Source organism: Arthrobacter humicola, assembly GCF_039531445.1.
Classification (GTDB): Bacteria; Actinomycetota; Actinomycetes; order Actinomycetales; family Micrococcaceae; genus Arthrobacter; species Arthrobacter humicola.
The window spans coordinates 1-25,111 of the sequence record NZ_BAAAQB010000014.1 but is presented as its reverse complement, the minus strand read 5'-3'; the positions used below and the strand labels follow the sequence as shown (position 1 = coordinate 25,111).

Here is a 25,111-nt window from a genome sequence, read left to right as displayed (position 1 = left end):
GCCTCCGCTAACCGGGTCCTGTCAACAGGACCCGGTTAGCGGAGGCTTTCCCTGCGTTCGGGATCCCGCTATCGCTATTTTCGCTGCATCCCAAGGATCCGGCGGCTGGTGGTACTCAGGGCCACCGCCGCGATGAGAATGACTCCTTGGAAGATGTACTGCACAAACGAGGGAGCGCCCAGGATGGAGAGTCCGTTGTTCATGACCGTCACGATCAGGACGCCCACGAAAGTTCCGAGGATGTGGAACTCTCCGTCGCGGAGGACTGAGGCGCCCAGGAAGACCGCTGCGAAGGCGCTCAGGAGGAATCCGTCACCTGCGGTTACCTGGCCGCTGCCGATGCGGGCGGCCAGGAGCAACCCGGCGACGCCTGCGCAGAGGCTGCCGATCACGAAAGCCACAACGGTCACCCGGCCCACACGCACACCGGCAAGGCGTGAGGCTGTGGGGTTGGATCCCACTGCCTGGGAGTGATGTCCGAGCAGTGTGCGGTTTAGCACTACCCACAGGAGAGCCAGAATGACGGCCATGATGATGATCGGGGTGGGGATGCCGATGATTCGGCCGCGGGCGATGTCGGTGAATGCCCCTGAGGGAACGGTGATCGGAACGCCGTTCGAGTACCAGAAATTGATGCCCAACACGATGGTCGAGGTGGCAAGTGTCGCCACGATGGCGCTGACCCGCAGGTACGAGACAAGAAATCCGTTGAAGAGTCCAACGAGGCATGCGATGACCAAGGTGGCTGCGATTGCGGCGATCATGGGCCACCCGCTGCGTTGCATGAGGCCCACACCGATAATCCCGGAGAGGCTGACAACGTTGGCGAAGCTCAGGTCGAACTGACCGACCACTAGAACAAATGTCAGGCCGGAGGCAATGATGGCCAAAAGAGCGCCCTGGTTCAGGACGTTGATGAGGTTGCGCTGGGACATGAATGCGTCAGGACTGGCGAGGCCGAAGCCTATGATCATCAGAACGAGCACGGCGAGGGTGCCAAAGCGGGCAACTGAGGACAAGGCACGGTGCTGGGAGCTCGCCGACGGCGGCGTCGTTGCCGCGGGTGCTGTCTTTGACTGAGTGTCAGTCATGGTATTTCTCCTAGTTAATTTGGTCAGGCGTAGCAATGGCGGAGCATCTCGTTCACGGTGACTTGCTCACCCGTGAGCTCAGCGACGGTAGCTCCGCTGGAGAGGACGATCACGCGGTCGCATTCAAGGAGTTCTTCGAACTCGGAAGAAATCACGATGACGGAGGTGCCTTCCTTGGCGATTTCACGGATGCGGGCGTAGATGTCGGAGCGGGCTCCGATGTCCACTCCGCGGGTCGGCTCGTCAAGGATGAGGACCTCGGGATTGATGGCCATCCACCGCCCGATGACGACCTTTTGCTGGTTGCCGCCGCTCAGAGCGCCGACCGGCTGGCTGGTGCCGCCGTTGCGCAGAACGACTCCGAGACGCTCACAGATGGCCTTCGCCGCGGAACGGGATTTCTTGGCAGAAGTCAACGGAGTAATGCCGATCCGCTTCTTGTCCCAGGTCGTGATGTGGAGGTTGCTTTCAATCGACATGTTCAGGAACAGTGCCTCCGCTCTCCGCTCTTCCGGGACATAGGCCACGGACTTGGCGACGGCGTCGTTGACGGTCCGGGGAGCGTAGTCGCTGCCGTGAAGCATCATCGCTCCGCCCTCGGCGCGATCGGCACCGAAGATTACCCGGGCGAGCTCGGTCCGGCCGGAGCCGACAAGTCCCGCGATGCCCAGCAGTTCGCCCCGGTGCAGGTCCAATGAGGCGTCCCGCAGGTTCCTTCCGCGGCTGATGTTGCGTGCTGTGAGCACTACAGGGGAGGTTTTCGGTTCTACGGCTGTGTTTTTTCTTTCGCCGGGGACAACGTTGTGGCCCACGATGGCTTCCACAATGGCCTGCCGGGTGATCTCCTCGCGGGTCATCGCCAAGGAAATGGCGCCATCACGGAAGACCGTCACCCTGTCACAAATAGCAGTGACCTCATCCAGGCGGTGACTGATGAAGAGGACCGCTACGCCGTGGCCCGCAAGATCCCGTGCAACGTTCAGGAGTTTGTCTGCTTCCTCCGCTCCGAGCGATGCGGTGGGCTCGTCCATTGCCAGCAGTTGGCAGTCATGGACGAGGGCGCGGGCGATGCTGACCAACCACTGCTGGTGAACTGTCAGCGTGGAGACCGGTTTATCAAGGCTGAAGTCGATGCCGATCCGTTCGGCAACTTCCTTCACTTTCCGCGGTACCCCTGAAAATTTATGAAGTCGCAGAAGGCTCTCCGTGTGGCTGCCGAGCATGATGTTCTGCGCCCCGGTGAAAGAGGCAACGAGATTCAATTCCTGATGAATGAAGGCGAAGCCCAGATCGGTGGCTGCACCGGGATCATGGATCACGGTGGGTTCACCACGGATGATGATCTCGCCGGCGTCAGGTTGCTCCAAGCCGGCCAGGCTGCGTACGAGAGTGGACTTGCCGGCGCCGTTGGCGCCGACAAGTCCATGGATTTCGCCACGGTTGAAATCGATGTCGACGCCGCGTAACGCCCGAATGGCGCCGTAGTTCTTTTGGAGTCCCCGCACCTGAACGAGCGGCGACGAGCTAATTGCATCCGTAGTCATGGCTTTTGTTCCTCAGTCCTGCGGACTACTTGAATTCCGGGTGGGCGTCAAGAAATGCCGATACTTTGGCGGAGTCAATGACGTCGGTCTCTCCGCCGATTTCCTTCGGCTGGCTGGTATGCCCGTTATCCACGTCTTCCTTGAGCAGCTTGAACAGGTCCTCACCTTGTTTGGGGCCGTTGACCCAGAGTGTCGCCGTCAGGTCTCCGGACTTGACCAGGCCCAGGGCTTCCTTCGTGCCGTTCAGTCCGTAGGACTTCACATCCGTCCGTCCGACCTGTTTCAGGCCTGCAACAACCCCAGTTGCGGGATCGTCATAGCAGGCCCAGACGGCCAGCGGGGTGGCTGACTTGGGGTGGGCGGCCGCCCAGGCGATGGTCGCGTCGCTTGCGGAGTTCACGGCGCCGGGAATGGTGATCTGTTGTTTGGTCACCTTGATGTCGGTGCCCTTGACTGCCGCGTCCAGGGACGCCTCGCGGCTCTGGCAGGGAAGGCCCGGGGGATAGGTCAGGGCCAGGAGATCGCCCTTGCCGCCCATGTCCGCGACCACTTTCTTGGCCAAAGGGTCGCCGAGCCCTGTGTCTGAATCGAACTTCACACCGTCTGTCTGGCCGCCGCCCCAGTTGGCGACGGGAACGCCCGCGTCTTTTGCAGCAGCGACCCCGGCCCCGAGTGCGGTCGAGGGAAACACGGTGACGATCATGGCATCGACGCCCTTGGTGACAAGGTTGGTCATCGCGGAGTTGGCCCCGTCGACCGAGCCTTTGGCATCCACCGTGATGGTCTTCCAGCCCTGGGATTCGGCGAGCTTGGCGGCGCCCTCCAGGGCACTGTTCGAGAAGACGTCGTCGCCACTGAACTGAACAAGGCCCAGTGTGTGCGTTTTGCCGGCCGATCCTGAACTGCTGGCGCCTGAACTGCTGGCGGCTTCACCGCCGGAGGAACAGGCGCTTAGCCCCAGGAGGGCAGCGGCAGCGACGGATACAACCCGAAGCGTTGAACTTACTTTCATTTGATTCTCCATGTGATCGTCATTGATTCGCTTGGCGCGTAGGCCGGTCTCTTGGGACGGCAATGCAGCTGGCCTGGGCCAGTGAAACGCCGTAGGGCCGCTGTAGCCGTTCGCACTTCCTTGCGCGACTGGCCGCGAGCCCGAATGCGTGTCGACCGACTGCGGTGATCTCCATCACTTCCTTGAAGCTACATCATGGATTGGATCCAATGCAAGTGATATTTGTGACATAAACACGGATTCGTGCGGGTTGCGCGTATCGGTCGGATCCAATAAGCTGTGGTTTGAGTCACAGGCGACTCGGCCGCGCAGATGCGGAGTGAAGGCAGCCTTCGGGCTGGAGAGGTGAGTTCTACCTATGATGCGTGTCAACGAAGACGTTGCGAATGCCATTTCCAGGGCGCTCGGCAGCCGCGGGCCGGACCAGGTAGCCATGCTCGTCGAAGACTTGGAGGCGTCGGTCCAGATGTGGAGTACCGCCCTGGGGCTGAGCGACTGGAAGATATATACGTACAGCCAGGACAACGTTGCTGACCCCATGTACCGCGGGCAGCCAGGAAAATTCAAGATGCGCCTGGCCATCGCCGGCACGTCGCCCCAAATTGAACTGATCCAGCCGCTGGAAGGCCCCAGCATTTACCACGACTGGATCGCAGAACATGGCTATGGCATGCATCATCTGGGGTTCTTTGTGCCCTCCGTGGAGAGCGCAATGACGAGCCTCGAGGAAGACGGATTTGAAATCATTCAGTCGGGGAGGGGCTATGGTCTCGACTATGACGGAGGATTCGCCTACATCGAGACACCCGGGACGCTGGGGCTCGTCCTCGAGGCCATCGAAGTGCCCAAGCGCCGACGCCCGTCCGAAGCACTCTAATTCACCAACAATCAGGCCTACGGCCGTCGACAGACCCGAAGACAATGTGGTCATCACAAGGAGGAAACAATGACTGAAGTACTGACACCCGAATGGTGGGACCATCTGGGCAAAGAACTCAATGGAGACGACCGCTGGCTGGCCGTGTCCAAATGGTTCGATGCGCGGATCCAGTTTGACTACGAAACAGGCACCGCGGCGCTGGACGTGCGCAACGGCAAAGTGCTGTCCGTAACCCACGGCGCACCTGCCCGGGGAGCGGATGTAATCCTGAGTGCACCACGCAAGGAATGGGAAAGCCTCATTGCAGGCGAGACCGACTGGTTCAAGGGAACATCCCCGGGCCTTGGGGAAATCTCCGTTACCGGCGACGTCGTCACCGCGATGCGCAACGCCAAGACCATGTGGCTAACTCTCGAAGCAATGAAGCGGGTCGACCGCGAACTGCCGGCCGCCCCCGCCCCGTCACCGGAGCCTCAGCCGTCGGGCAAGGAAATCGTCGGCCGCTACATCAATGTCAACGGAATCCGGACTTACTATGAAGAGGCCGGCGAAGGCCCCGCCATCGTCTGCCTGCACGCGGCCTCCCAGGATGCCATGATGTACCGCCACGTCCTGGAGGGTCTCTCGGACCACTATCGCGTCATCGCCCTGGACGCCCCCGGACACTGCAAATCGGAGCTCCCTGCGGACGGTCCATTCACCAGCATCACCCAGCACGCCGAATTCAACGAAGCCTTCATGGAAGCCTTGGGCCTCGAAAAGCCGGCCATCATCGGATGTTCCTTCGCAGGCAACCAGGTACTCGAACTGGCAGCCCGCCGCCCCCACGCGTACGCAGCCGTTGTATCCTCCGAAGGTGCCGACTACACGCCAACCGTTGCGGACTTCTTCCTCGAAATGATGCGCACCGACGGTCACCAGATCGTCGACGGCTGGTCCCAATCACTCACCGGCAACCGCACGCCAGAGGACCGCCGCAGAGACGTCGTCTGGCAGATCCAGCGCAACCCCGCCGAAGTCATGGTCGGAGACCTCATCGGCTACGGCCACTTCGACCAGCGCGACAACATGAGCAAGATCCAGGCCCCGGTCCTGTTGCTGCGCGGCGACGGCGACTGGCTTGTGTCCCAGGAACAGGTTGAAGCAACCCAGTCCCGCGTCCCCGGCAGCGAAATCACGGTCCTCGCCGGAACCGGCCACTACCCGATGATCGAAAACCCCTACGAATTCAACGAATCAGTCCGGGAATTCCTTCACAAGGTCGACTACAAGTAGACCTCCCCGAGACTTGGCAGGGCAGCCGCAACCTTGAGGTTGCCCTGCCAAATCTCGACCCTTCCAGCGACGCGGGCGAAGAAGAGACACCGCTCGGCGAACGGAATGATTTCAAGTTAAGTGAGGAGTCCTGGATGAACGCCATGCAGGGTCAGATTCCTGTCGTAGTGCATGTGAGCAATCGACGGGACCTCGATGGAGCACTGGAGAGGGCTGTCCGGGAAGCCCGGAAGTCGACGTCCAACGATGCTCGTCAAGGAATTCTTGTTACACGCCATTCACCAGGGAAGTTCATCGTCGCGTTGAGCGCCGACGTCCCGTACGGCGAGACTCGAGAAGCAAACGCATGCTAGATGGTCGCCTGCCTCAACGAATCAGCGGAATAACGCAACCGAAAATCGAGGTCCTCTACTCCCTCGCTCCGGGTGACAGGGTGGAAGTCCACGGCGAGAACGGCCGACCGTGGCAGGGCACAGTCGACCTAACGGCCGCTGGCCTGGGCATCCTATGGATACGAACCGACGCCGACGAACGCAAGATTATCGACATCCAGGAACACAACATCCGACAGATACCTCAGACCGAAGGCTGATATGTTCCAATTGTCGGCGTCTGGAACCAAAGCATGGTCCATATTCCTGCTAAGCGGATGATCTGAGACCCCGGACCTTGATTATTGGCGGTTCTCATACGGGCCCCTTTGCGCACGTCGAGCAGAAGCCCGGCTGCTAAATATCTTTGCCCGTCTACGTGTGCCCCGTTACCCCCCAAGATCACGACTGCACCGTCGCTCACGGCCCCAGCGGCGCTTCTTGGTCACCCTCAGCCGGGACTTCCCTGCGTCTTCAGAGAACCATCGCAGTAACACCGCCCCGTACGTGACCTCGCCGCGGGCCTCGGCTGCAGTTTGCCCATTTCCATGGTCATCAGAGTGCGAGGTCCTCCGCAAGCTCGGCGCCGAGTTCAAAGGCTGGGAGGAGACCTGCTGAAGGACCGGGCGGGCCGCCACTACCAAGGGGGCATCCTCGAGGTAGCAGCGGCGGCGGATAGGACAGCCTGCCCGATCCGGTAAGACTTGTCCGTCTGACTGACCATGTCGAGGTCCTGAAGGAGGACCCGCAGGATCCGAAGCGTGGTCGGCAGGCTCATGCCGCAGGTCCTGGCTGGTGTTCGGGCTGGACAGGGAGCGTATGTTCCCGGCTTTGGGGCGTCAGAACATCTCCCGCAGAATGTCTCGCGTCACCCGGCGCCCTGGACACGCGCCCCGGGATGAACGCGGGAGAGGGTCTGGTTGATTCATCTGATGAGATACGCAGATTACAGCTTGTCATAATCACGGATATCGGCTTTATTGGGTGTCATTTGGGGTGTGATTCAGGCCTTGATCCAACATGCCTTTTCGTGGGAGCATGAACTATGGCTGCAGTGACAGGCGCCCGTGGCGGGTTGAAGGCGCACCAGGATTCCATCCGGCTGCCCGAGGACGTGCTGGTCCGGGATCTGAGGGACCTGCTCGGCGCAAAGCTCGTCGCGTACATCGGGTCCGTGAAGGAAACCCGGGCCGTCCGGCTGTGGGCGGACGGGGAACGGAAACCCTCTGCCGAGGTGATGCAGCGGTTGAGGACCGCCTACCATGTGGCTGCCCTGCTCGCGGAGCGTGATTCCCGGGCCGTGGTGCAGGCCTGGTTCCAGGGCATGAACCCGCAGCTGGACGACGTCCCGCCGGCACGCCTGCTCCGCGAAGGCCAGCTGGACGACGCAGGCCCGCAAGTGCTGGCCGCCGCCCGCGCGTTCGCGGCCGCAGGCTGATCGGTGGTCTCTGCGCACCTGACCGCGGCTGAGCCACCGGCGGGGTCTGGCGTGTCGGCTTTCGTCAGGAACCGTGGGCCTGGAGCGGCTGGGGGATGACCTTCATGGCAACTCCGCACCATCCATGGCCGCTCCTCAGTTCAGCCAGGAACCTATCGAAATCCTCAAAGAGCAGGACTACGAGCTGCAGTACAAGGGCCTGGAGTCCACGCTGAAGCTGGCCGACAAGCAGCGCGGCGGTATCTTCGGCACGGGCCGAGAAGATGATCCAGTGCCTCAAAGCAGGAACACGCTCCGCTAGGTCGCCCCGGCCCGCGGAGCGTCCATGGCCACGGATCCCCGTCGCCAGTTCAACCCGCGCCGCTGGCCACCGCCCTGACGGTGGCCATCGCCGAGGCCATGGAAGAACGGGCAGAGCGCAGCGGTGACCGTGCCATGGGAACGGTTGTTGGCGGCAGGCTATAGCATCGGGGAATGAGTCCGCGTCGGCGTCAAAGGCACCGTAACCGCGAAAGTACGGGCGAGCTTGCCCGCACGTTGAAGGCGTTTCACGGTTGGGTTGAGGAATACGCACCCGACCCACAGACCCTAGGCCGTGCACTATCGGAGCTTGATCCCAGAGCCACCGCCGCTTACCTTTCGGAATGGCTACCCTCAGCGCAGCGCCCCGAGCGCATGCTGGGGGTCGCCCGGGCAGGGAACTGGCTCTGGGTAGTAATTGAGGCGATATGGCGTGCCCAACCCACCGACCCCCTCTCCGCGATGCGCTCGGAGTCAATGCGCTGGCTAGTGATCAGCACCCTCTCACGGCAATACCCGGGTCTGACCCTCAAGGAGTTCGATCGGGTTCGTAAAATGGCGGACTCCTTGGGCCGACACCGAAAAGATCGAGGCGGGGCGGCACGCGCCCTCTACCTAGCACTGGTCGACTCGTACTACACGACACCCTCGGTGGCCGAGCGCACCAAGTCGTCAGCGGCATGGTTCCACATCTTCACAAATGCTGCTGAAGAGGAATTCAAAGTCAGTGCCCATCTACAGGCTTATAGGCTCGCGGCCATGGCATGGGAATGGCGCGGAAATCTTCCCTCAAGAGCGCAGAGCGCAAAGGCCATCGCACACACGGCGTCACTAAGCGCACACATCGCCGCGCACATGCGCGATGACGAAGCGGTCGAAAGGATCGCGGCCGCCCTCGAGCGACTCGACGAGGCATCTGAGGTAATTTCCCAACATAAGAGCGCAGGCGACTTCCTCGCGGTGGAACACCTTCAGATCGGCCTAGCGCGAAACAACCTGCTCCTGCGCCTGAGCCATTGGAAGCTGATGCCGTACTTGGACGCACTCCGCGAACGTCGCGATGCCCTGCTTGACGGGTTCGAGCGATATCGGGAGCTCACACCGACGATGCCTGCGCTTTCCGTCGAAGTCCCAACGTTGCCGGCTCTACCGGGTGCAGCTGTGGTAGCCAAAGTCCTGGATCATCTCGCCGACGCCAGCGGCAGCCTTGGAGACTGGGAACTGAGCCGGCACGCACTCAATCGGCTTCAGCGGGTGGAGACGGACGATTTAAAGAAGTGGGAGCAAGCTATTACGGTGGCGCATAGACACCCGGACCTTGTCGAGCGGCAGCGGCAGATGGAGCATGTGCTCCGCATTTCCCACCGCTTCTCGGGCGGCACCGCCAACGCGCGCTCACGGATGTTTAGGCGCTCAGCCGCTGCGGCGAGACGCTTGGGGCAATCTCTCCACAGTGAGAAGCTCCGCACCTCTGGAGCATTCTGGGCTTCAATGTCCAGAGAATGGTACGCCAAGTCGGCCGAATTGCAGCAGAGGCCCAAGACGGTAAGTGCAAATCCTGCATCAGCGGATGGAAGACACGACACTCTCATCGAGATGGACCTCGGCGCAGAAACATCGTCATCCCAGTATTCACTGCCTCTAGCTTCCGACGACGCCCTAAGCTCTGCTGCAACCGCCGCGACGGACCCTGTCAGTGTTTTGGTTAATACGTTTGCACGGGGAATACCGGGAGCACTCATCGTTGCGCTGTTGAACACCGGTCGGTCCATCTCCTCGCAGCATACTCGGAGGGACGTCCCCGGCATCTGCGCGGCGGTGGAGGCCATCGATGGTTGGGCTGTGCCCAGACGCCCGTTCTTGGACAAGCCGACGCCCTCCGGTCCGGACGATGTTGCGGGGGCGCAACTGTGGATGCTGCTGTCTGCCGCCGAGTTGGCCGGCGTCTTCACACCCCAGCTGCTGCCCGAGATCCATTTGGCGGTTGCTCGATCACCGCGTACCGATCCGCGGGTCAAGCTCATGCACGCCCGGATCAGCGCTGAGCATGCAAGGGACCAAAGGCGTCCCAACATGATTTTGCGGGCGTTGTTCGACGCTGTTGGGCATGCGTTCCGGTTACAGGAGACTTCCATGGTCGCGGAGCAGGTGGAGGCTCTGATCACCGCAATTGAGGACACTGCTCTATTAACCACGGGCGGCAGCGACCTGATAGACACCGCTTCTTGGACCGGCCATCGGAGCCAAAGGCTCATCGCATCACTGATAGAGGCGGGATTCGTTAGCGAAGCGGCTCGACTGTTCGACGCAACTGCTGGATGGGTGCAGTTCGCCGTAGCGCTTCGGCCCGAGTATGCGATGGAACTGCAGTTTATGGAGTCCTCGTTTTACTTCCGGAGAGCCGAGGACCAGGCGGAGCTCTTCACCCGGATTCGTGATCGCATACTCACGCCGCCGCCGGCCTCGGTCGAGGACAATTTAGTGCCCAGGCCCCGAGTGGTCCGGCCGCGGCAGGACGAGGCCCTCATCCGGTTAATTCCAGGCATCAGCGAATCGTGGGCGCTCATCACCCGCGTCGGTGATGCCGGGGAGCGCCATCAGGCGGTGGCGCTCCAGAAAGGTTCCGCCGAGATTCTGGATTTGTCCGAAGACATCTGGTTTGAGCTGCGCCCCTCACGGATCGACGAAACGGCGGGCGCCTTGGAAGAACTGCACAAGGCTGTTGTAGAGCCGATCTTGCCGATCGTCGCTGATGCCCGAGTACTGCTGTTCGTTCCGCAAGGTGTGATGTCGTCGTTGCCGGTTCACGCCGCGCGGGGGCCGGAAGGTTACCTTATCGAGCGCAAGGCGGTTGCCTACTTCCCCGAAGAACCTCACATCGGCTCCCAGGAGGTGGTCGGGGAAGGGGCTCCCTGGCTGGTGTGCGGGTGGGACGTATCGGCGCACGCGGAGCGCGAGTCGCGGGAAGTCACGCGCGCCCTGCGACGACAGCAACTCAGTGTGGAGTGGCCGGAGAATGCCGAAGCCGGACGTGAGAGGCTGCTTAGCGGTCGCAAGCTTGGGGGGCTACACGTCTCGGGACACGGCCGTTCCCTTGCGTGGCCGCAGTCCTTCAATTCGCAACTTGCTCTCTCCCGGAGCATCGCTGTGACTGCCGCGGACTGGATCATCCACGGGCCCCAGGCCGAGTTCGTCTTCCTCAATGTGTGCGGTCTCGGCCGTATCCACCCCCGGAGCGGGGACCTCAACGGCTTCCCGCTCGCCGTCCGTCTCCGGGGAGCGGCGTCCCTGATTGCTGCCACCGGGTATATACCGCCCGAACAGGCTCATGCCTTTTCCCGGCTGTTCTATAGGAACGCAAACCGAGCCGATTCGCTGGCCGCGTACTGCGAGACGATACTGGCCTCGATCGCGGGTGGACTGCCCCCGCACATCTGGGCGCCCTACGCGCACTTCGGGCGGGGTCACCGATTCCCCACACTTGGAGGGCACCCCCGCCATCGGCGCGAGACTGATTCCAACCCCGACGTCCCAACTTCGTCTTAATAGTTGTAGCGTTTCGCGTATGGCCGGTGCCCGGCATGGAAGGACGTGACATGACGACCCACACTCTCGCCGCTGAGGGCGATGACGACTACGACCTCGATGACATTGACATAATCTCTCCTTACGAGTCCGATCCGCGTGCAGCAATCGAGGTCTTTACCGGCACCACGCTGGAGCACCTGATGCGGGTCGGGTACGCGGTCTCAGCCAGAAAGCTCAGGAAGAGGGAAGACAGGGAGGACGCCGTGCAGGAGGCATTCGCACGTCTCGCCGCTGTGGCTCGACGCCGAGCGCCCGCACGCGATAACCCGGGAGCATATTTCGCCCGAATCGTGCTTAGCGTGATCATCGATAACTGGAAGCAGGAATTAGCGGCGAAGCGTGGCGGCGGAGCCGTGGTGCTGGGCCTAGACGATGAGATCCAGGTCGAAGATCCAAGTCCAACCCCACCCGACCTCGCGCAGATCGAGGAGCTGCGTCGCCGGATCCTTGCAGCGATCGAGGCCCTACCACCGGCGCACCGAGCGGTCGCGGAGCTCGCCCTCGACATCGATTCGGGAGATTTCAGCCGGGTGAGCCACGCTGAGATTGCGGAGCGGTTAGGACTAACCACGAAGACCGTTAAGAGTCGCGTACATGAGACAAAGAAGAAACTAGCCATCTGCCTCGCAGACTGGAAGGAGGAGCGGTAATGAGCACTAACGAAGTATTCGGGAAAGGCCCGGAAGCCATCGACCTGTGGCGTCGTCTGCTCGAGGCCGAGATCGAGTTGGAGGAAGCGGAAGACGGCGCTGACCTGGTCGGGAACCTCGACGAGGTCGACGCGGACGAGCTGGCCGAGGCGCAGGCCACCGTGTTTACGCGTCTGGGCATCGTCCCCCGTCAAGGCAACTCTGATGCCCGCGTGGCCGCCTTCTTGGTCGATCTGGAAAACTGGCGCATCGATGCGTCCGCCTCCGCGTTAGCGCTTGCGCGTGATGTCGGGTCGGTCGCTAAGACCGTCAAGGTCCCAGTGCCCGAGCTCCTCGCAGATGGCTACAATGAGGTCGTGCAGTTCGAGTGCGACCTCGACGAGCACGGCCGCATCTGCGACTTGGCAATGAAGATTACCGCAACCGGTTTGACTGCACGTCCGCTTACCATCGCGCTCATCGAGCCCAACGGCATAGTCCACACCGCCCGTGTCTCCTCTCGCGGTCTGGCGCGCTTCTCGGGGCTGGCGATCGAACCCTCCCCCGGCGCCAGCCTGCGATTCGAACTATGCCGATAACGCCGATTTGTTCTCTCTACAGGTCGCGGTCTCCTATCCGCTAGGGAACTCCTCACACTAAGACTTAGGTGTACTCAGCCACTAGGTTGGTTGCACCTGCTGACGGGTGGCTTGCCTCCAAGGCTGCCGTGTGGCCGGTGGTTGTTGTAGAAGTTTAGCCATGGTTGCAGGGCGTCGATACGTGTCTGGTTCCAGGTGAAGGGCTGCCGGTAGGCCCACCCTTCCTGCAGGGTGGGGTTGAAGCGTTCTGCTTTACCGTTCTGCCAGGGATAGCGGGGTTTGATCAGGATGTGTTTCCCGCCCAGTGCAGCACTGCGTCCTGGAAATCCCGGGAGAGCTGGTAGGCGAAGGCGTTGCCAGTCATCACGCGTTAGACCGGCGCCACTCTGGCTGCCATGGCGGCCGCAGCCCTGGTGAGGAATCCGGCGCAGGCTGTGCCTTTCTCATCGGGAAAGACCTCGGCGTAGGCCAACCCGGTGTGGTCATCGATGGCGGCACGTGGACGTAGTCGAAACCTAGCTTCTGGTCCGCCGGGGATCCGCCCGAGTTTCTTGACGTTGATGTGGATCATGTCCCCCGGGGCATCGCGTTCATAGCGGCGGTCGGTGGCCCGGGAAGACCGGATCAGAATCTCCGTCACGGGGTCAAGGTCCCCCACAGCCGTGGCATGCCGCGGCGGCGGGCCAGAATCCGGGAGACAGTCCGGGCGCTAACACTGCAGCGCAACGCCAGATCCGATGGGCCCCTCCCGGTGCTCCAGGCTTTTGGTCACAACCTCGGCAACGATGTCTGCCATGTGGCCAAGGAGATGGGAATCTCCTTGCGGACCTGCGTCACCGCTGGAGCACCCGGTACTGGCCCTACGGGTGGGCCGGCCTTTAGGACCGCAGCTCCAGATCGGAGTCTGCCCGCACGCCACTGCTTAGGCCTGTGCGCCTTGTGGCTCCGGTTCCATTCCCGTTTTGCCAAACGACGGTCGCGTTCCGTCTTGGCCTCGAGTTCGTTCCAAGCACGTGCGGCTTGACTGCCCTCGCCCTTCGCATCTCGCGACCGCTCCGCGCGCCGTCACCGACGCGGGCCTCAACCCGGAACATTCAGATTGAGTTCAGCGGATCCTCCAACCTTGGCCAGTGCACGTCGTCTTGTTGAGTAAGCCGGTATCCACCGGAACAGCTGCAAACCAAGGAGAGTAAAATGTTCCACGCATTTCGCCTTTCGAGGCTCACGAAGGGAATCGGCACGATCTTGAGCCTGACCGCACTGATCGCTACCGGAGGCGCGATTGCCGCCGCCCCCGCTGAGGCTGCGGCCTTCACCTACTCGGTCTACGCGCCGAATAAGATCAACTCCACGACCGCGGAAGGCTGGGCAAACCTCAGCCGCGATTGCTCTGGCACTTACGGGTGCTGGAGCTATATGAAGATTGAGAAGCGCGAGTTGTGGGGATGGTCATACCGTGGCGGAAACTGGGTCAACAACAACGGCTGGAACAGTATTCGAGGTGAGCTCGCCAGCGGCTGTGGAGACTACCGGACAACAGTCGACAGCTACAACGACGTCGCCGGGGGATACGGGGCCGGGGTCAACATTGGACCCGTAGGATTCAGCTCGAACGGAACGAGGATTTACCGATACAGGACAACATGGTCTTCAGGGACCAACAGGCTTTGCCGATAGCGCTTCTCTACAACTCCAAAGCTGGGCCGGGCATTCTGCCCGGCCCAGCTTTTGTGTGGAAGCGCTTTCTCACCTCATGACCTGACTCTCCCTTTTGAACGGTACGGGTTATCGGCCGGGGCCACCTTTGGCCCTTTCGGAGCCCACGGCTGCCCCGTTGCGGGACTTTCTGGCCTTGGCGGCGCCCTTGTCCATGGTCACTGCGGCGCTGGGGTGTGTGCCTTCGCTGCGGGCGGCGGCGAGGCGTCCGCGTATTTGGGTCTCATTCGCGCCGGTGTTGGCCAGGGACTCCGCGAATTTCTCGTGGTGTTCGGCCGAGCCGTAGTCGGCGGCCGAGGTGTTCTCGGCTTTGAGGACCTGGTCTTTGAGCCGACTGCTGTCGTTGCCTGTGACGCGGTTCTCGATCTCGCGGCCGACGCCTTCCATGCGGGCGAAGAGTTCCTTCTCAGCTTGTTCGTACCGCTGGTCTAGGTACTCCCACTGATCGCTCTTGACACCGGCCTCGGCCAGGAGTTTGGCTTCGTGCATTTCTATGGCGGCTTTGACGAATGCGGGGTCCTGGAAGTGTGCGTCGCCGGCGCCGTTGATGTTCGCGGTGGTTTCCTTCCGCAGCTGGTCTATGTCGGGGCCGGTGATGCCGTCCTTGTCGATGAGGAACAGGCGTTCCTTCACGATGGCGTCCGCTGCCTCCAGTGCCTTAGGGGTCTTCGCGTTGTGGGCGGTCTGCAATGCCTTGGCCATTTCAGGGTTGGCCAGGTACTCCGCGGGCACGTTGTGGCGTGCCATTTCCGGGGCCAGTGTCGCGGCCTGGGCGCGGAGTTCTTCGGCGCGGGCTGCTGCGAGCAGGCCCATGGCCTTCTCATGTTCGACGGCCGCTTTGCGGTTCTCTTCCTGGCTGCGCGCCAGCTCATCCTGCCGGGCCTTCTCGGTGGTGATGGCCTGGATCCCTGATTCCAGGTAGGCGGCGTCTGCGCCGACGTCGTGGGTGTCGATGCCGTAGCGGGCGAGGACTTGCCTACGGATCGTCTCCGACGCTGCGAGGGCGCACGGGTCGTGGTCCTTCCAGCCCTCGGCAACAGCATGTGCTGTGGCGATGTCATGGGGCTGGGCTTTGTCCCACCACTGGTCCTTTTCGGCCGGTGCCAGCGCCGCGTGCGCCGCGCTGCGTTCTGCCGCGAGGCGTGCCTGGGCTTCGTGCGCTGCCTGGGTGTCCTGGCGTTCCTGTTGCCGCTGGCTCTCTTGGCGTCGGCGTGCCAGTGTCTCGGCAATGCGTGAGGCGATCATCAGCGCCTGCCGCAGCCCGCCGTCCAGGACGTCTTCCATTCCGTCTGATTCACTCATGCTGTTCCCCTTGCAGTTGGTGGCGGTCGTTATCGGTCGAGGTCCGGTCCGGAGTCGCGTCGAGCCGGCTGGGTGCTCTTCGCCGGTGTCGGAGACATTGGCAGTGCTGATCCGGGACGGATAGGCACCATGCCGCGCCGGGCGATATCGATCGCCCTCGGCGGTACTCCGACCGCGGGGGCCGGCTGCTGCCCGGCACCCACCAAAACCGGCTTGGGCATGGTCGCGGTGAACGGGGCAAGCTGGTGCTCGACCACGGACCGGATGCGCTGCGCTTCACGGGTCCGCCCGGACTGGGCGTGCATTTCATACACGGCGAAGGCGGTGTTGATCAGCTGCACCATGAGGGCGGTTTGTGCGGCCGTCTTGTTCCTGCTCGACGCGGCCATGAACAACATGGCCGTTCCGGCAATGGACGGGAGAGGGACGGGTTTGCCGTGCTGTCGTGGTGCGCGCAGCTGGGCGGTGCGGGACAGTTCGGCGGCGGTGGCAGCCAGCGGACCGGGCGTCGGTTCGAGCCGGTAGGACCATGCCGCGAACGCCCCGGAGACGTCCCGGGCGGCCTTCGCCCAGGTCGCGTGATCATCACGGGGAATGGTGCGCAGCTGGTCCGCCAGGGCGGCCGCGTTGCGGGTGTATTCCACCCACGCTTCCGCCGGCGGCGTTGCGTGCTCGGGGCCGGTCCTGGAGACCGTGCGCTTGTTCCGGGCCGCTGCGTTCCATTCGGCTGCGGCTTCCGTTGCCTGCTGCGGGGTGTCGGGCCATTCTTCACGGAGGGCACCGAGTTTCAGGTCGGAGGCGAGGGTCCCGCCGCCGAACCAGATCGGCCGTTCTCCCCGAGCGGGGCGTTCGGCTACCGAGTACCCGACGATAACGTCGGTGGTGTTCTTCGCGTAGCGCGGCCGAACCAGTAGGCCGGTGTCGCGGGCACGGCGGACGAACTCCGCCTCTGTTGCTGAGGCGCTGGCGCTGGCGCGCACTTTCCGTGCCAGGGATGACCGGTGCATTTCGCGGTCGTCCCGGACCGCGCTGGCCTTCTCGGCCCGGTCATATCCACGGGTGGCGTGCACCGTGGAGAGCTGTTCCAGCCCGTACTTTACCTCGAGCTCGCGGCAGGTTTGCTGCGCCTTTTTGTAGTCGCCGTGGGTGGAGGCTTTAGTCCCGTCCTCGCGGACCAGGGAAACGGCAATGTGGATGTGGTGGTTGCCGTTCTCGGACGTGCCGTGGTTCACCGCCGCCCACCGGCACCGGGCCTTACCGCTGGTCTCGGTGAAGCCCATCGAGTCCACGAAGTCGTTGGCGATATCGCCCCACTGCTGATCCGTCAGCGCGCCCTCTTCGGCGTGCAGACTCAGGGAACAGTGCCAGACGCTGGCGTCCTTGTAGCCGACGTGAACGCGTTCCTTCTTCGCCGCGTCCCACTGCATGTCCTTGATCTGCACCGAGACACCAAACACCTTGCGTGGCCGGTCCAGGTGCTGGGCGATCGCCAGGGCATCGTCGTGGTCCAGGACGCCGTCGTCGTACCACGCCATGATCGCCGCATCCCCGGCCACCAGGTGCGGGTCGGTGTGGGAGTTCTTCGTCTTGTTCGAGTCGGTCGAGGCCAGGTAAACCATGAGCCCGGCCATGCGCGAGCCGCGGGTGATGTTCGGAATCATCGGCTACATCAGCCCGTCAATGGCGTCATCAATGCGCATGGCCACGGAACGCAGGTGCTTCAGCGCCTCGCGCGCCTCGACGGGGAACTCGCTCGTCGCGTTCGCCTGCCGTGCGAGCTGGTTGATGTTGTTCGAGGACCGGGCCAGCAGATTGTGCAGGGACATCAGCTCCGCAGCAATAGCGCGGCGTTCCGTCGGCGAATCAGACTGCTCCGACAGCGCCGAGGAAATCAGCAGGTTCGGAACGGTCACCTTCTCCCGTTCAGCCCTCGTGACCAGCGCGGCTTCCTCCTCCGCGGTGACCCACAGGTCGCGGTGCTTCTTGGTCCCCGCCGGCGAATTTTCACGGCGACGCCGGGTGAGCCTGGAACGAGCAGCTTTCTCATCGGTCACTCGTTCCCCCATCCCCTCAGAAGCCCAGCGCAGCGACCCCGAACCCGGGGACCACACTGACCAGTGTGCCGCACACGACCGCCAGTGTCGAACGCGCCAAGCCACTTACACATGTGTAAGTGTATAGCTTGCTCCGCCGATGTTGCGGATCGGTCTTCGGTCGCCGTGGCTTCCACGGACGGTGGCGGGCTGCGGGTTAGGGTGGATGGCATGGCGAACCTCGACATTGAACAGACACGTAACCAGGCCCGCGCGCTGCTCGACTCGCGCATCGACTCCGTCACCACACTGGTCAAGACCCGGCAACGGGTCGCGGACCTCAAGGAACAACTCACCGAAGCTGAACGCGAGGACAAACGCGCCTACGTCCGGGCCACCAAAGACGGATGGAGCACCGAGGAACTGAAGAAGCTAGGGCTCGAACCCGGCGCCGTCGCCCGCCGGCGGAAAGCCTCATCCGCGGAGACCGCCGGACAGGCCTCCGCTGCCCCCGCACGGTGATGTGCTGACCACCGCAACCACACAGCCCTAGCGGGCTGCCGGGTCCTTCCCCATGGACCATGCCGGCTGCGCCCGGCGCACCCGAGGTGTGGGCCGGCTTTCTTCAGCCAAGGACCCCAAAGAAGCACCCGCAAGCGGGTGCACCAAACCGCAGGAACGGCCGTCACCCTTTAGGTGGCGGCCGTCGTCCGTTTACCCGGTCTACGGCCCGGCGCCGCTGCGGCTCCGGCACCGGCGCCGCAAGAGGGTTGGATTGGATCCGCAGGCCGGCAGGTTGTTCCATGGGTCAGGTGGCTGGCTCGATGAGTTCGGGGCCGTTATTGCGGACACTGTTCACCCGGTCCGTGACAACGGTCGTGGTCAGGACCGGTTCGGGAATGGCGTCCAGGATCTTCTGCACCTCGGTCTTGTCGGTGGTGCCGGGGTTGAGCCAGTCATGGAACATCTCCGGCGGGACAATGACCGGGGCCCGGTCGTGGACGTGGCCGAGGGAATCGTGGGCCGTGGTGGTCAGCACGGTGCAACTGAGCAGCCACCGGCGCGGATCATCTACGGGCAGTGACGGGTCCGGCCAGAACTCGTACAGCCCGGCGAAGGCCAGCAGCTCGTCCTTCCCGGAGTGGAGGTAATGAGGGATCTTCTTCCCATCCTCGGTTTTCTGCCACTCGTAATATCCCTCGGCCGGGATCAGGGCGCGACGCTTGATCGCAGCCTTGCGGAAGGCCGGCTTGTCCAGGATCGATTCGCTACGGGCGTTGATCAGCTTCGAACCGATCTTCACCTCCTTCGCCCACGACGGGACGAGGCCCCAGCGGGCGATCAGCAGCCGGCGCTCCACGGTGTCCTCATCCAGCTTCTCGGTGATGATCGGGACGTCCTGGGTGGGCGCTACGTTCCAGGACGGCGGAGGCGGGCTGCCCTCGATCTCCTTCGCCTCGAAATGGGCCAGGAGATCACCGGTCGCCTTTGACATCACGTATCTGCCGCACATGCTTTCATTCTGCCCCAGCACCGGGTCCAGGGAACCCCAGGTGGGTCAGTCCTCGGTGATGGTTTCCTCGGGGATCTGCCCGGCCGCGATCCGGTGCGCGGTCTTCTCGTACGCGGCCTCGATATAAGCCAGCAGGTCATCTTCCCGGACGCGCCAGACGTTCCGGCCGCCGAACTGCGCGGCCCGCAGTTCCCCGCTTCGCACCAGCGCATACACCAACGGCGTGTTGACGTTCAGGACCTCCTTCACCTGATCCAGGGTCAGCATTCTGGGCAGCACCAGACCAGCCGCCGGCGTCGGCGGCGCGTCGGTGTCCTCGGTCCGTCTTGCCATCATCAGGTTCCCCCGTTCCGGTGCTGCAGTTCATCTTTGGTGCGCTGTCCGCGGCGCAGCCCACCGGCCGGAACAGGCGCCCATGCCCGGCCCTGGTTGTGACGGCGCTGCAACCGCTTCACTTCACGCATCGTGGCCCGCACAATGAAGTCCGACACAGACGCGTCCCCTTCCAGGTGGCCGGCGGCCAGAAACGCCGCACGGACCTGCCCGGCCTCATCCTCTGTGAAATACGGCGTGAATGCCGCGATCTTCTTCATCCCGTTGATCTTCCCTCACGCAGTGCCGGCCCATGAATACTTGCTTCCGGCGTGGCTCCTCAGAGCCCGTCAATCAGAACGAGCCGGCCGGCCAGAAGACGAGCAGGGACACACCTTCTAGTGCCAGCATGACGCCGGGCCAGCTGAACCGCTTCTCCGAAAGCCGGGATGCGCGCCATCTAGTGGGCCGGGCTCGGTCTCGGGGGCCGGGACGTCGATGTTGCCGGTGGGATTGGCTGCGAGACCGAACCACGCATCGTCGTCCCCGTAGTCCCGGGGAGACAGGCTGAATCTGTCCGGCGGGTGCTCCTCGTCCTTCTCCGGGCCGGGACCGGTACGCGTGACCTCCGCGCTGGTGTGGCGCAGGGACGGGCCAATGTCCTCGACCTGGAGCTCGACGACGGTGCGCCACTCCCCCGTCTTCGTCGTGTAGGACCGGTGCTTCAGGGCGCCGGTGGCGATCACGCGCATGCCCTTTGCCAGGGACGCAACGGCGTGTTCGGCAATGCCGCGCCATGCCGTCGCGGGCAGGAAGAGGGTGTCACCGTCGACCCAACTGCCGGTGCCGGCGTCGAGGGTCCTGGGCGTGGAGGCGATGGTGAAGTTCGCGACGGCCATCCCTGATCCCGTGGACCGCAGCTCAGGGTCGGCGGTGAGGTTGCCGATAACGGTGATGCTATCTCCGCGACTCATGCGAGGGCGCCTTGCCGCACGGCGGCTTCGATCTCGATGACCCGGGCGATCTTGGCCGGGTTCAGGCCGGACCAGTGGTCCTCGCTGTTCTCCTTGTCGTAGACCACGACGGGCACCTGGGAGTAGCCGAGCTCCTCGGTGATGTACTCGAAGGCGGCCTGGTTGGTGGTCACGTCGACCTCGGTGAAGGCGATGCCGGCGTCGGTGAACTTCTGCTTGGTCTTCGTGCAGCCGAAGCATCCGACGGGCTTGGTATAGATGGTGACAGTCATGGTCAGTCCTCGGTTTCGTATCACTTTTAGTTAGGTTCGTCTGCTCTGTACTGCTGTCTCAATTCTACCAATCATTCAACTGAATGAATAGGTAAAATACATTGAATTCTAGGGGTTTTTGAAAGCTGTAACAGGGGTTGGTCTGCCAGTTTCGGCGGCTGCAGCCCTCCGTCCCGGGTCTTCTGATTTGGGCCGCAGGAATAGCCGCACCGCTCATGCCGGGAGGTGGTGCTAGTCCCGGGCAGGCTCCCGCCCTTGTCGTCCACGGCCAATCTTTGGTGCCTGAGCGGACGCGCGCCCGGTCGCGAGAGGGTGGTGTGCGGGGTGCGCAACGTTGCGGGGGTAAACAGTCTGTGACAGAAAGGCCGTATGACGGCCCAGGGTGACGTTGAGAATTACTACGAAGATGGCCGGTGGAAGGCACCGACCCGGCGACCGTCTGCAACAAGGAAATCTTCCGGTGATCCCGTAGGCCGCTTATCCGCTGCGGAGGCGCGGCACCCGGGTCTGGGTCCTGGCTGGGCGCGGGAACGGGCGGTCCGCCGCTGACCGAAGCGGGTGCTACCACATACGGCGGACCGCCCCCGAATTTTCGGGGTTCTCGTCCCGCATGTGGCGAGTGGCCGGGCGGCTGCATTGGGGGTTCAGCCGCCCGGACTCACTTTTACATTACTCGATGTCGGTCGGGTGCTTGTCGATGATGATCTGCTCGACGGCGCTGGCCGTGTAGCCCCAAGAGATGAGCTGGTTCAGGTAGTGGAAGTGGCGTCGTTCGGCGCTCCGCCACGAGTCTTTCTGGACGGTCTTTTCATACCCTGCGCACACCAGTGCGATCAGGGAGAACTCGGGCCGGGCCGTGGTGGCGGCGGTGTGGTCCCGCAGGGGGTTCCATCCCCACTTCTCCTCTTGGCTGGTCTTGGCTCCGATCATGTCGGCGGCGATCTTGCCGTCGTAGCCGCTGGCGGTTTCGGGATCGTGGGTGATGGCGTGGACGGTGAAGTACTGCCAGCCCTTCGGTGCGGCCTTGCGGGAGAGCAGGGTCCTCACGAATTCACGGCGGACCTTGGTCGCGGTCTCCATCTCGCGGTTGTTGGCGATCAGGGTCTTCCGCTCGGCTTTCTGTTCCTCGGTCATCGGGCCTTTCTGCGCCCCGGTGCCGCCGTCGTAGCGTTCGTACTTCGGGATGAAACCGAGGTCCTTCCAGCCGGTGACGACCGGGATGGCGGTGTGCTGGCGCCGGTAGTCGGTGTTGATCAGGACGGCGTTGGCGTCCTCCTCCGTGGCCGGTTCCCCGTTGGCCCGCTTCAATGCGTCCACCCGCAGGGTGTCGTGGTCGCCGTAGTGACCGGCGTCCTCCACCACGGTCTTTCCCTCAGCCTCGAGCGCGGCTTTCAGCGCGGCCAGCTGTTCGCGTGAGTCGCGTTCGTCCCGGAGCTTCTGGGTCATGTGATCCAGATATTCGGGTTCGTCCTTGATGACGGATTCGAGCTCGGCCGTCGCGTCCTCGTCGGATTCGAATTCGGCGAGGATGAGGGCCTGTTCGACGGTGTAGCCGTTGTGCAGTGCCTGGGTCCCGGTGGTGCTGCCTTTGGCTTTCAGGGCGCTTTCGACGGTGGTCTTGGTCCGTCCGGTCTTCTTGGCGATGGCGGCGGCCGAAACGCCGATCAGGGAGAGCTGGTGGTAGGCCTCGGCCTCGTCCGCTTCGGTCAGTTCTGTCCGCTGGATGTTCTCCACGACCTGAGTGATGAGCCGGTCGGCTTCGTCCGGGCTGGCCACGATCATGACGGGGATCAAGTCGCGTCCGGCTTCCACGGCTCCGAGCGTGCGGCGCTGACCCATCAGCACGTGCACCGTGCCGTCGTCCTTGCGGTGCGCGATGACGGGTTCGAGGACTCCGAGTTCCTTGATGCTGGCTACGAAACTGGCCGAGAGTGCGGCGTCTTTGCGGACGTTGATGTCGACCGTCAGGGTGGTCGGGTCGATCATTTCCAGCGTGGGTGTGGTGTTCATGGTTGTGTGTCCTTTTCCGAGGATGTGGTGGGCGGGGAGCGGTTGGTGACCGGCCAGCTTCCCCTTCTCCCCCCGTTGTTTTTTGGCTGCTGGCGAAGCTTGCGGAGCTGTGGCCGACGGAGGCCTGTCTACCCAGAGGGCAAGGGCCGTGGAATCTGCGGAGGAAATCAGCGACGCAGGAGCGCCGGAGCCGATTCCGGGGCCCGCCGGCCCCGACGGAGGAGGGGCTAGACGGGCCGGAGCGGACACGTACAATCCGAAGGACAGCAGCCAAAAAACGTCGTAGACAGAAAGGGCCAGGGTGTCCGGAGCCCTGCGACGGCCGCCCTGGACCCCACAGCCGGCCGCGCCAGCGGACGCCCAAACGGGTGCGAGCCCTGCGAGCATGCCCTTCGCCGACGTTCCCGTAGGCTCGTCGGATGGGGACAAACGGAACGTCGAAACGGGCCCGGGGGTTGAGGAAATGAGTGACGCGGAGCCGGCACCTGCTGCCGCACGGGCGCAGGCCCGAGCCGCGGTGCTCACCCGGAGAGTCCTTCTGGTGCTGGCCGTTGTCTTTTCCGCCGTCGCCGCGTGTTCGCTGATGCTGATCGGCGTTGACCTGGCCGTCGGCAGGGCCGCTGGCGGTGATGTGTTTATCGCCGGGCTGAACGGGGCGATGGCCACGGTCTTTTGGATGCGGCGCTCCCGGGGGCGTTAAGGCGAAAGAGCCGGCACAAAGTGCCGGCTCTTTCTGTTTCCCTCGGAAAAAGGAAATCTGGGGTGCAGCCTCAATGCTGCAGGGGTTACGGCTCGCCGAGCCGGTGGTCTTCCACGGGATAGTCTACCGGGCCTGTGCGCGGTCCCGCTGTCAGCCGGCTCAGCTCCAGCACGTCTTCGAGCTGGCTGGCGCCAGGGGCGACGGTGTCTTCCTCGGTCATGCGAATCTCATCGGCCACAGCTTGGGTTCCTTGCCTGGTGTCGGACGGCGGGGTCCATTCACACTAGCGGGAGTTCCTGCGCGTTCACCGATGTTGGGGCTGCGCCCGCGCCAGCGTTACCGGCGGCCGGCGGAGCGCCAGCGGGGGAGGCCGCCGCCCGTTTGGGGAGGATCCCGACGGGTAAGGCCGGACCCTTTGGCTGGGGTCCGGCCTCAGTCCGTCCGGTTAGGGGTTCATGCGGCGTGCGTAGGACTTTTCCGGGTTCCGTGCGCAGTCAGCGACCAGCCCACGGTTCACGAGTTCGGTCAGCAGTTCGGCGAGCCGGTAATCGGCGGTGTCCTCCAGTGCCAGCTTGAAGTATCGGGCGGCGAAGCTGGACTTGCCTTTGAGCCATTCCAGCCAGCCGATCAGGCACAGCATCGGGGCTCGCTGTCCTTCGGGAGTTGCCTTCATCAGTTCGAAGGCGACTTCCTGGGCGGTGTCCACGCGTGCCCAGTCGGGGCGGGTGGGGAACACTCCGAGCATGACGGACGTGAACTGATCCGGTGCGCTGGTGATGACGTCGGTCATCAGGTAGTCCCGGGTGGTGGGGTGCTGGAATGCTCCTGCCAGTTCCTGCGCGATCGGACCGTTCAGGGTGCCGGGGTTCTCCAGAATCCGGGCCCATTGGGACCGGCTGTTCTCCAGCCCTTCTGCCCAGCCATCGGGGCGGTGGGCCGCGATCGCTTCGCGGGTTCCCGCGTCCCCTGCGAACGGTGCCGGTTCGGTGAATCCGGTGATGTTGCTTCCGGCGTAGATCATGGCGGCGTTTCCGGTGCTGGTGGTGATCGCGTCCAGCGGCTCCTCGGCGCAGCAGCCCGGGTCCGTGCAGAGATAGTTCATCCAGGCTTCGGAGGTGACCATCCACGCGTCCCGCAGCGGCATCCCTGCGATGTCGAGTTCTGTACGGAGCGCGGCGACGTGCTCGGAGTACGGGCGTGAGTTCTCGGAGCTGTTTTCGTCGGTGTAGATCACGAGAATGCTGCCGGTGGCGGCCTCGTCGGCGGTAAGGTAGCTGACCAGCGTCTGGGCGTAGTCCACCGGATCGGCGCCGAACGGGGCGTCCATGCGGAGTGTGGCACCGAGCCGGTTTCCCTGCATGGTCAACGCGACGAAAGATTCCTTCGGGGACTCTCCGAGCGTGTGCGGGATGAACGCGAGGATGTCGGCCGCGGCGGTGAACTTGATGAAGTCGTTCATGGTTGTGTGTCCTTTTCCGAGGATGTGGTGGGCGGGGAGCGGTCGGTGACCGGCCAGCGTCCCCTTCTCCCCCCGTTGTTTTTTGGCTGCTGG

At 63.4% G+C, this 25,111-nt stretch carries 26 protein-coding genes and 2 pseudogenes; 10 read left to right on the top strand and 18 right to left on the bottom strand.

Features of this window, described 5'->3' with window-relative positions; all coding sequences use genetic code 11:
• Positions 1–74 precede the first annotated feature (74 nt).
• The 3 genes from ABD243_RS06260 to ABD243_RS06250 are packed head-to-tail and all read right to left on the bottom strand — an operon-like array spanning position 75 to position 3,647.
• Entirely contained in the window at positions 75–1,091 is a 1,017-nt protein-coding gene (locus ABD243_RS06260; protein ID WP_344363346.1) for an ABC transporter permease, read from the bottom strand.
• Between the two features lie 23 nt (positions 1,092–1,114).
• Positions 1,115–2,635 (bottom strand): sugar ABC transporter ATP-binding protein, encoded by a 1,521-nt coding sequence (locus ABD243_RS06255; protein WP_344363344.1) that lies wholly within the window; start codon positions 2,633–2,635, stop codon positions 1,115–1,117.
• Between the two features lie 25 nt (positions 2,636–2,660).
• On the bottom strand, positions 2,661–3,647 hold the full coding sequence (locus tag ABD243_RS06250; RefSeq protein ID WP_344363341.1) for a sugar ABC transporter substrate-binding protein: 987 nt from the start codon (positions 3,645–3,647) through the stop codon (positions 2,661–2,663).
• A gap of 361 nt (positions 3,648–4,008) precedes the next feature.
• Between ABD243_RS06250 and ABD243_RS06245 the strand changes: the two genes are divergently transcribed.
• Positions 4,009–4,524 (top strand): VOC family protein, encoded by a 516-nt coding sequence (locus tag ABD243_RS06245; RefSeq protein WP_344363338.1) that lies wholly within the window; start codon positions 4,009–4,011, stop codon positions 4,522–4,524.
• A gap of 69 nt (positions 4,525–4,593) precedes the next feature.
• Positions 4,594–5,802, top strand: coding sequence for an alpha/beta fold hydrolase (locus ABD243_RS06240; RefSeq protein WP_344363335.1), 1,209 nt, complete (start codon positions 4,594–4,596; stop codon positions 5,800–5,802).
• Between the two features lie 808 nt (positions 5,803–6,610).
• On the opposite strand, the pseudogene ABD243_RS20930 reads toward ABD243_RS06240, so the two are convergent.
• Both ABD243_RS20930 and ABD243_RS06235 read right to left on the bottom strand, forming a co-directional pair.
• Positions 6,611–6,773, bottom strand: a pseudogene (locus tag ABD243_RS20930) (NAD-dependent succinate-semialdehyde dehydrogenase); the annotation flags it as partial.
• Positions 6,773–6,966 (bottom strand): annotated as a pseudogene (locus tag ABD243_RS06235) (IclR family transcriptional regulator); the annotation flags it as partial. The pseudogenes ABD243_RS20930 and ABD243_RS06235, both read right to left, overlap by 1 nt.
• 252 nt (positions 6,967–7,218) lie before the next feature.
• Between ABD243_RS06235 and ABD243_RS06230 the strand changes: the two are divergent.
• The 5 genes from ABD243_RS06230 (at position 7,219) to ABD243_RS06210 (ending at position 12,727) form a co-directional block, all read left to right on the top strand.
• Positions 7,219–7,611 carry a hypothetical protein gene (locus ABD243_RS06230; RefSeq protein ID WP_344363332.1) on the top strand — a complete coding sequence of 131 codons (393 nt, stop codon included), beginning with the start codon at positions 7,219–7,221 and terminating at the stop codon, positions 7,609–7,611.
• Between the two features lie 73 nt (positions 7,612–7,684).
• Positions 7,685–7,912: a hypothetical protein gene (locus ABD243_RS06225; protein ID WP_344363329.1), complete on the top strand. Its 228-nt coding sequence runs from the start codon at positions 7,685–7,687 to the stop codon at positions 7,910–7,912.
• Between the two features lie 488 nt (positions 7,913–8,400).
• A complete protein-coding gene (locus tag ABD243_RS06220; protein WP_344363326.1) occupies positions 8,401–11,457 on the top strand; it encodes a CHAT domain-containing protein in 3,057 nt (1,018 codons plus the stop codon).
• Between the two features lie 50 nt (positions 11,458–11,507).
• Positions 11,508–12,149: an RNA polymerase sigma factor gene (locus ABD243_RS06215; RefSeq protein WP_344363324.1), complete on the top strand. Its 642-nt coding sequence runs from the start codon at positions 11,508–11,510 to the stop codon at positions 12,147–12,149.
• Positions 12,149–12,727 (top strand): hypothetical protein, encoded by a 579-nt coding sequence (locus ABD243_RS06210; RefSeq protein WP_344363321.1) that lies wholly within the window; start codon positions 12,149–12,151, stop codon positions 12,725–12,727. The genes ABD243_RS06215 and ABD243_RS06210 overlap by 1 nt, the downstream gene beginning before the upstream one ends.
• Before the next feature lie 74 nt (positions 12,728–12,801).
• On the opposite strand, the gene ABD243_RS20925 is transcribed toward ABD243_RS06210, so the two are convergent.
• Positions 12,802–13,011, bottom strand: coding sequence for an integrase core domain-containing protein (locus tag ABD243_RS20925; RefSeq protein ID WP_425547138.1), 210 nt, complete (start codon positions 13,009–13,011; stop codon positions 12,802–12,804).
• Positions 13,012–13,097: 86 nt separating this feature from the next.
• Entirely contained in the window at positions 13,098–13,367 is a 270-nt protein-coding gene (locus ABD243_RS06205) for a hypothetical protein (RefSeq protein ID WP_344363319.1), read from the bottom strand.
• 554 nt (positions 13,368–13,921) lie between these two features.
• Here ABD243_RS06205 and ABD243_RS06200 point away from each other — a divergent pair.
• Positions 13,922–14,404: a hypothetical protein gene (locus tag ABD243_RS06200; protein WP_344363316.1), complete on the top strand. Its 483-nt coding sequence runs from the start codon at positions 13,922–13,924 to the stop codon at positions 14,402–14,404.
• A gap of 108 nt (positions 14,405–14,512) precedes the next feature.
• Here the strand turns inward: ABD243_RS06200 and ABD243_RS06195 are convergent, their stop codons facing one another.
• Genes ABD243_RS06195 through mobC form a run of 3 tightly spaced genes read right to left on the bottom strand, consistent with a single transcriptional unit; the run spans position 14,513 to position 17,799 of the window.
• On the bottom strand, positions 14,513–15,745 hold the full coding sequence (locus ABD243_RS06195) for a hypothetical protein (RefSeq protein ID WP_344363313.1): 1,233 nt from the start codon (positions 15,743–15,745) through the stop codon (positions 14,513–14,515).
• Positions 15,746–15,774: 29 nt separating this feature from the next.
• A complete protein-coding gene (locus tag ABD243_RS06190) occupies positions 15,775–17,406 on the bottom strand; it encodes a relaxase/mobilization nuclease domain-containing protein (protein WP_344363310.1) in 1,632 nt (543 codons plus the stop codon).
• Positions 17,407–17,409: 3 nt separating this feature from the next.
• A complete protein-coding gene (gene mobC / locus ABD243_RS06185) occupies positions 17,410–17,799 on the bottom strand; it encodes a plasmid mobilization relaxosome protein MobC (protein WP_344363308.1) in 390 nt (129 codons plus the stop codon).
• 210 nt (positions 17,800–18,009) lie between these two features.
• Here mobC and ABD243_RS06180 point away from each other — a divergent pair, with 210 nt between their 5' ends.
• Positions 18,010–18,300: a hypothetical protein gene (locus ABD243_RS06180; protein ID WP_344363305.1), complete on the top strand. Its 291-nt coding sequence runs from the start codon at positions 18,010–18,012 to the stop codon at positions 18,298–18,300.
• A gap of 286 nt (positions 18,301–18,586) precedes the next feature.
• On the opposite strand, the gene ABD243_RS06175 is transcribed toward ABD243_RS06180, so the two are convergent.
• From ABD243_RS06175 to ABD243_RS06150, 6 genes are all read right to left on the bottom strand, one after another.
• Positions 18,587–19,291 carry an SOS response-associated peptidase gene (locus tag ABD243_RS06175; protein ID WP_344363302.1) on the bottom strand — a complete coding sequence of 235 codons (705 nt, stop codon included), beginning with the start codon at positions 19,289–19,291 and terminating at the stop codon, positions 18,587–18,589.
• A gap of 45 nt (positions 19,292–19,336) precedes the next feature.
• Complete coding sequence (locus tag ABD243_RS06170; RefSeq protein WP_425547136.1) at positions 19,337–19,627, bottom strand: helix-turn-helix domain-containing protein; 291 nt, start codon at positions 19,625–19,627, stop codon at positions 19,337–19,339.
• Positions 19,627–19,884 carry a ParB family protein gene (locus ABD243_RS06165; RefSeq protein WP_344363299.1) on the bottom strand — a complete coding sequence of 86 codons (258 nt, stop codon included), beginning with the start codon at positions 19,882–19,884 and terminating at the stop codon, positions 19,627–19,629. The genes ABD243_RS06170 and ABD243_RS06165 overlap by 1 nt, the downstream gene beginning before the upstream one ends.
• A gap of 117 nt (positions 19,885–20,001) precedes the next feature.
• Positions 20,002–20,577 (bottom strand): single-stranded DNA-binding protein, encoded by a 576-nt coding sequence (gene ssb / locus ABD243_RS06160; RefSeq protein WP_344363296.1) that lies wholly within the window; start codon positions 20,575–20,577, stop codon positions 20,002–20,004.
• Positions 20,574–20,849, bottom strand: coding sequence for a glutaredoxin family protein (locus ABD243_RS06155; RefSeq protein ID WP_344363295.1), 276 nt, complete (start codon positions 20,847–20,849; stop codon positions 20,574–20,576). The genes ssb and ABD243_RS06155 overlap by 4 nt, the downstream gene beginning before the upstream one ends.
• 669 nt (positions 20,850–21,518) lie before the next feature.
• Positions 21,519–22,859: a ParB/RepB/Spo0J family partition protein gene (locus ABD243_RS06150; RefSeq protein ID WP_344363293.1), complete on the bottom strand. Its 1,341-nt coding sequence runs from the start codon at positions 22,857–22,859 to the stop codon at positions 21,519–21,521.
• Between the two features lie 463 nt (positions 22,860–23,322).
• Between ABD243_RS06150 and ABD243_RS06145 the strand changes: the two genes are divergently transcribed.
• Entirely contained in the window at positions 23,323–23,559 is a 237-nt protein-coding gene (locus ABD243_RS06145; protein ID WP_344363291.1) for a hypothetical protein, read from the top strand.
• 85 nt (positions 23,560–23,644) lie between these two features.
• On the opposite strand, the gene ABD243_RS06140 is transcribed toward ABD243_RS06145, so the two are convergent.
• Entirely contained in the window at positions 23,645–23,797 is a 153-nt protein-coding gene (locus ABD243_RS06140; RefSeq protein WP_344363289.1) for a hypothetical protein, read from the bottom strand.
• Positions 23,798–24,004: 207 nt separating this feature from the next.
• Positions 24,005–25,018: a DUF4192 domain-containing protein gene (locus ABD243_RS06135; protein WP_344363286.1), complete on the bottom strand. Its 1,014-nt coding sequence runs from the start codon at positions 25,016–25,018 to the stop codon at positions 24,005–24,007.
• Between the last annotated feature and the right edge of the window lie 93 nt (positions 25,019–25,111).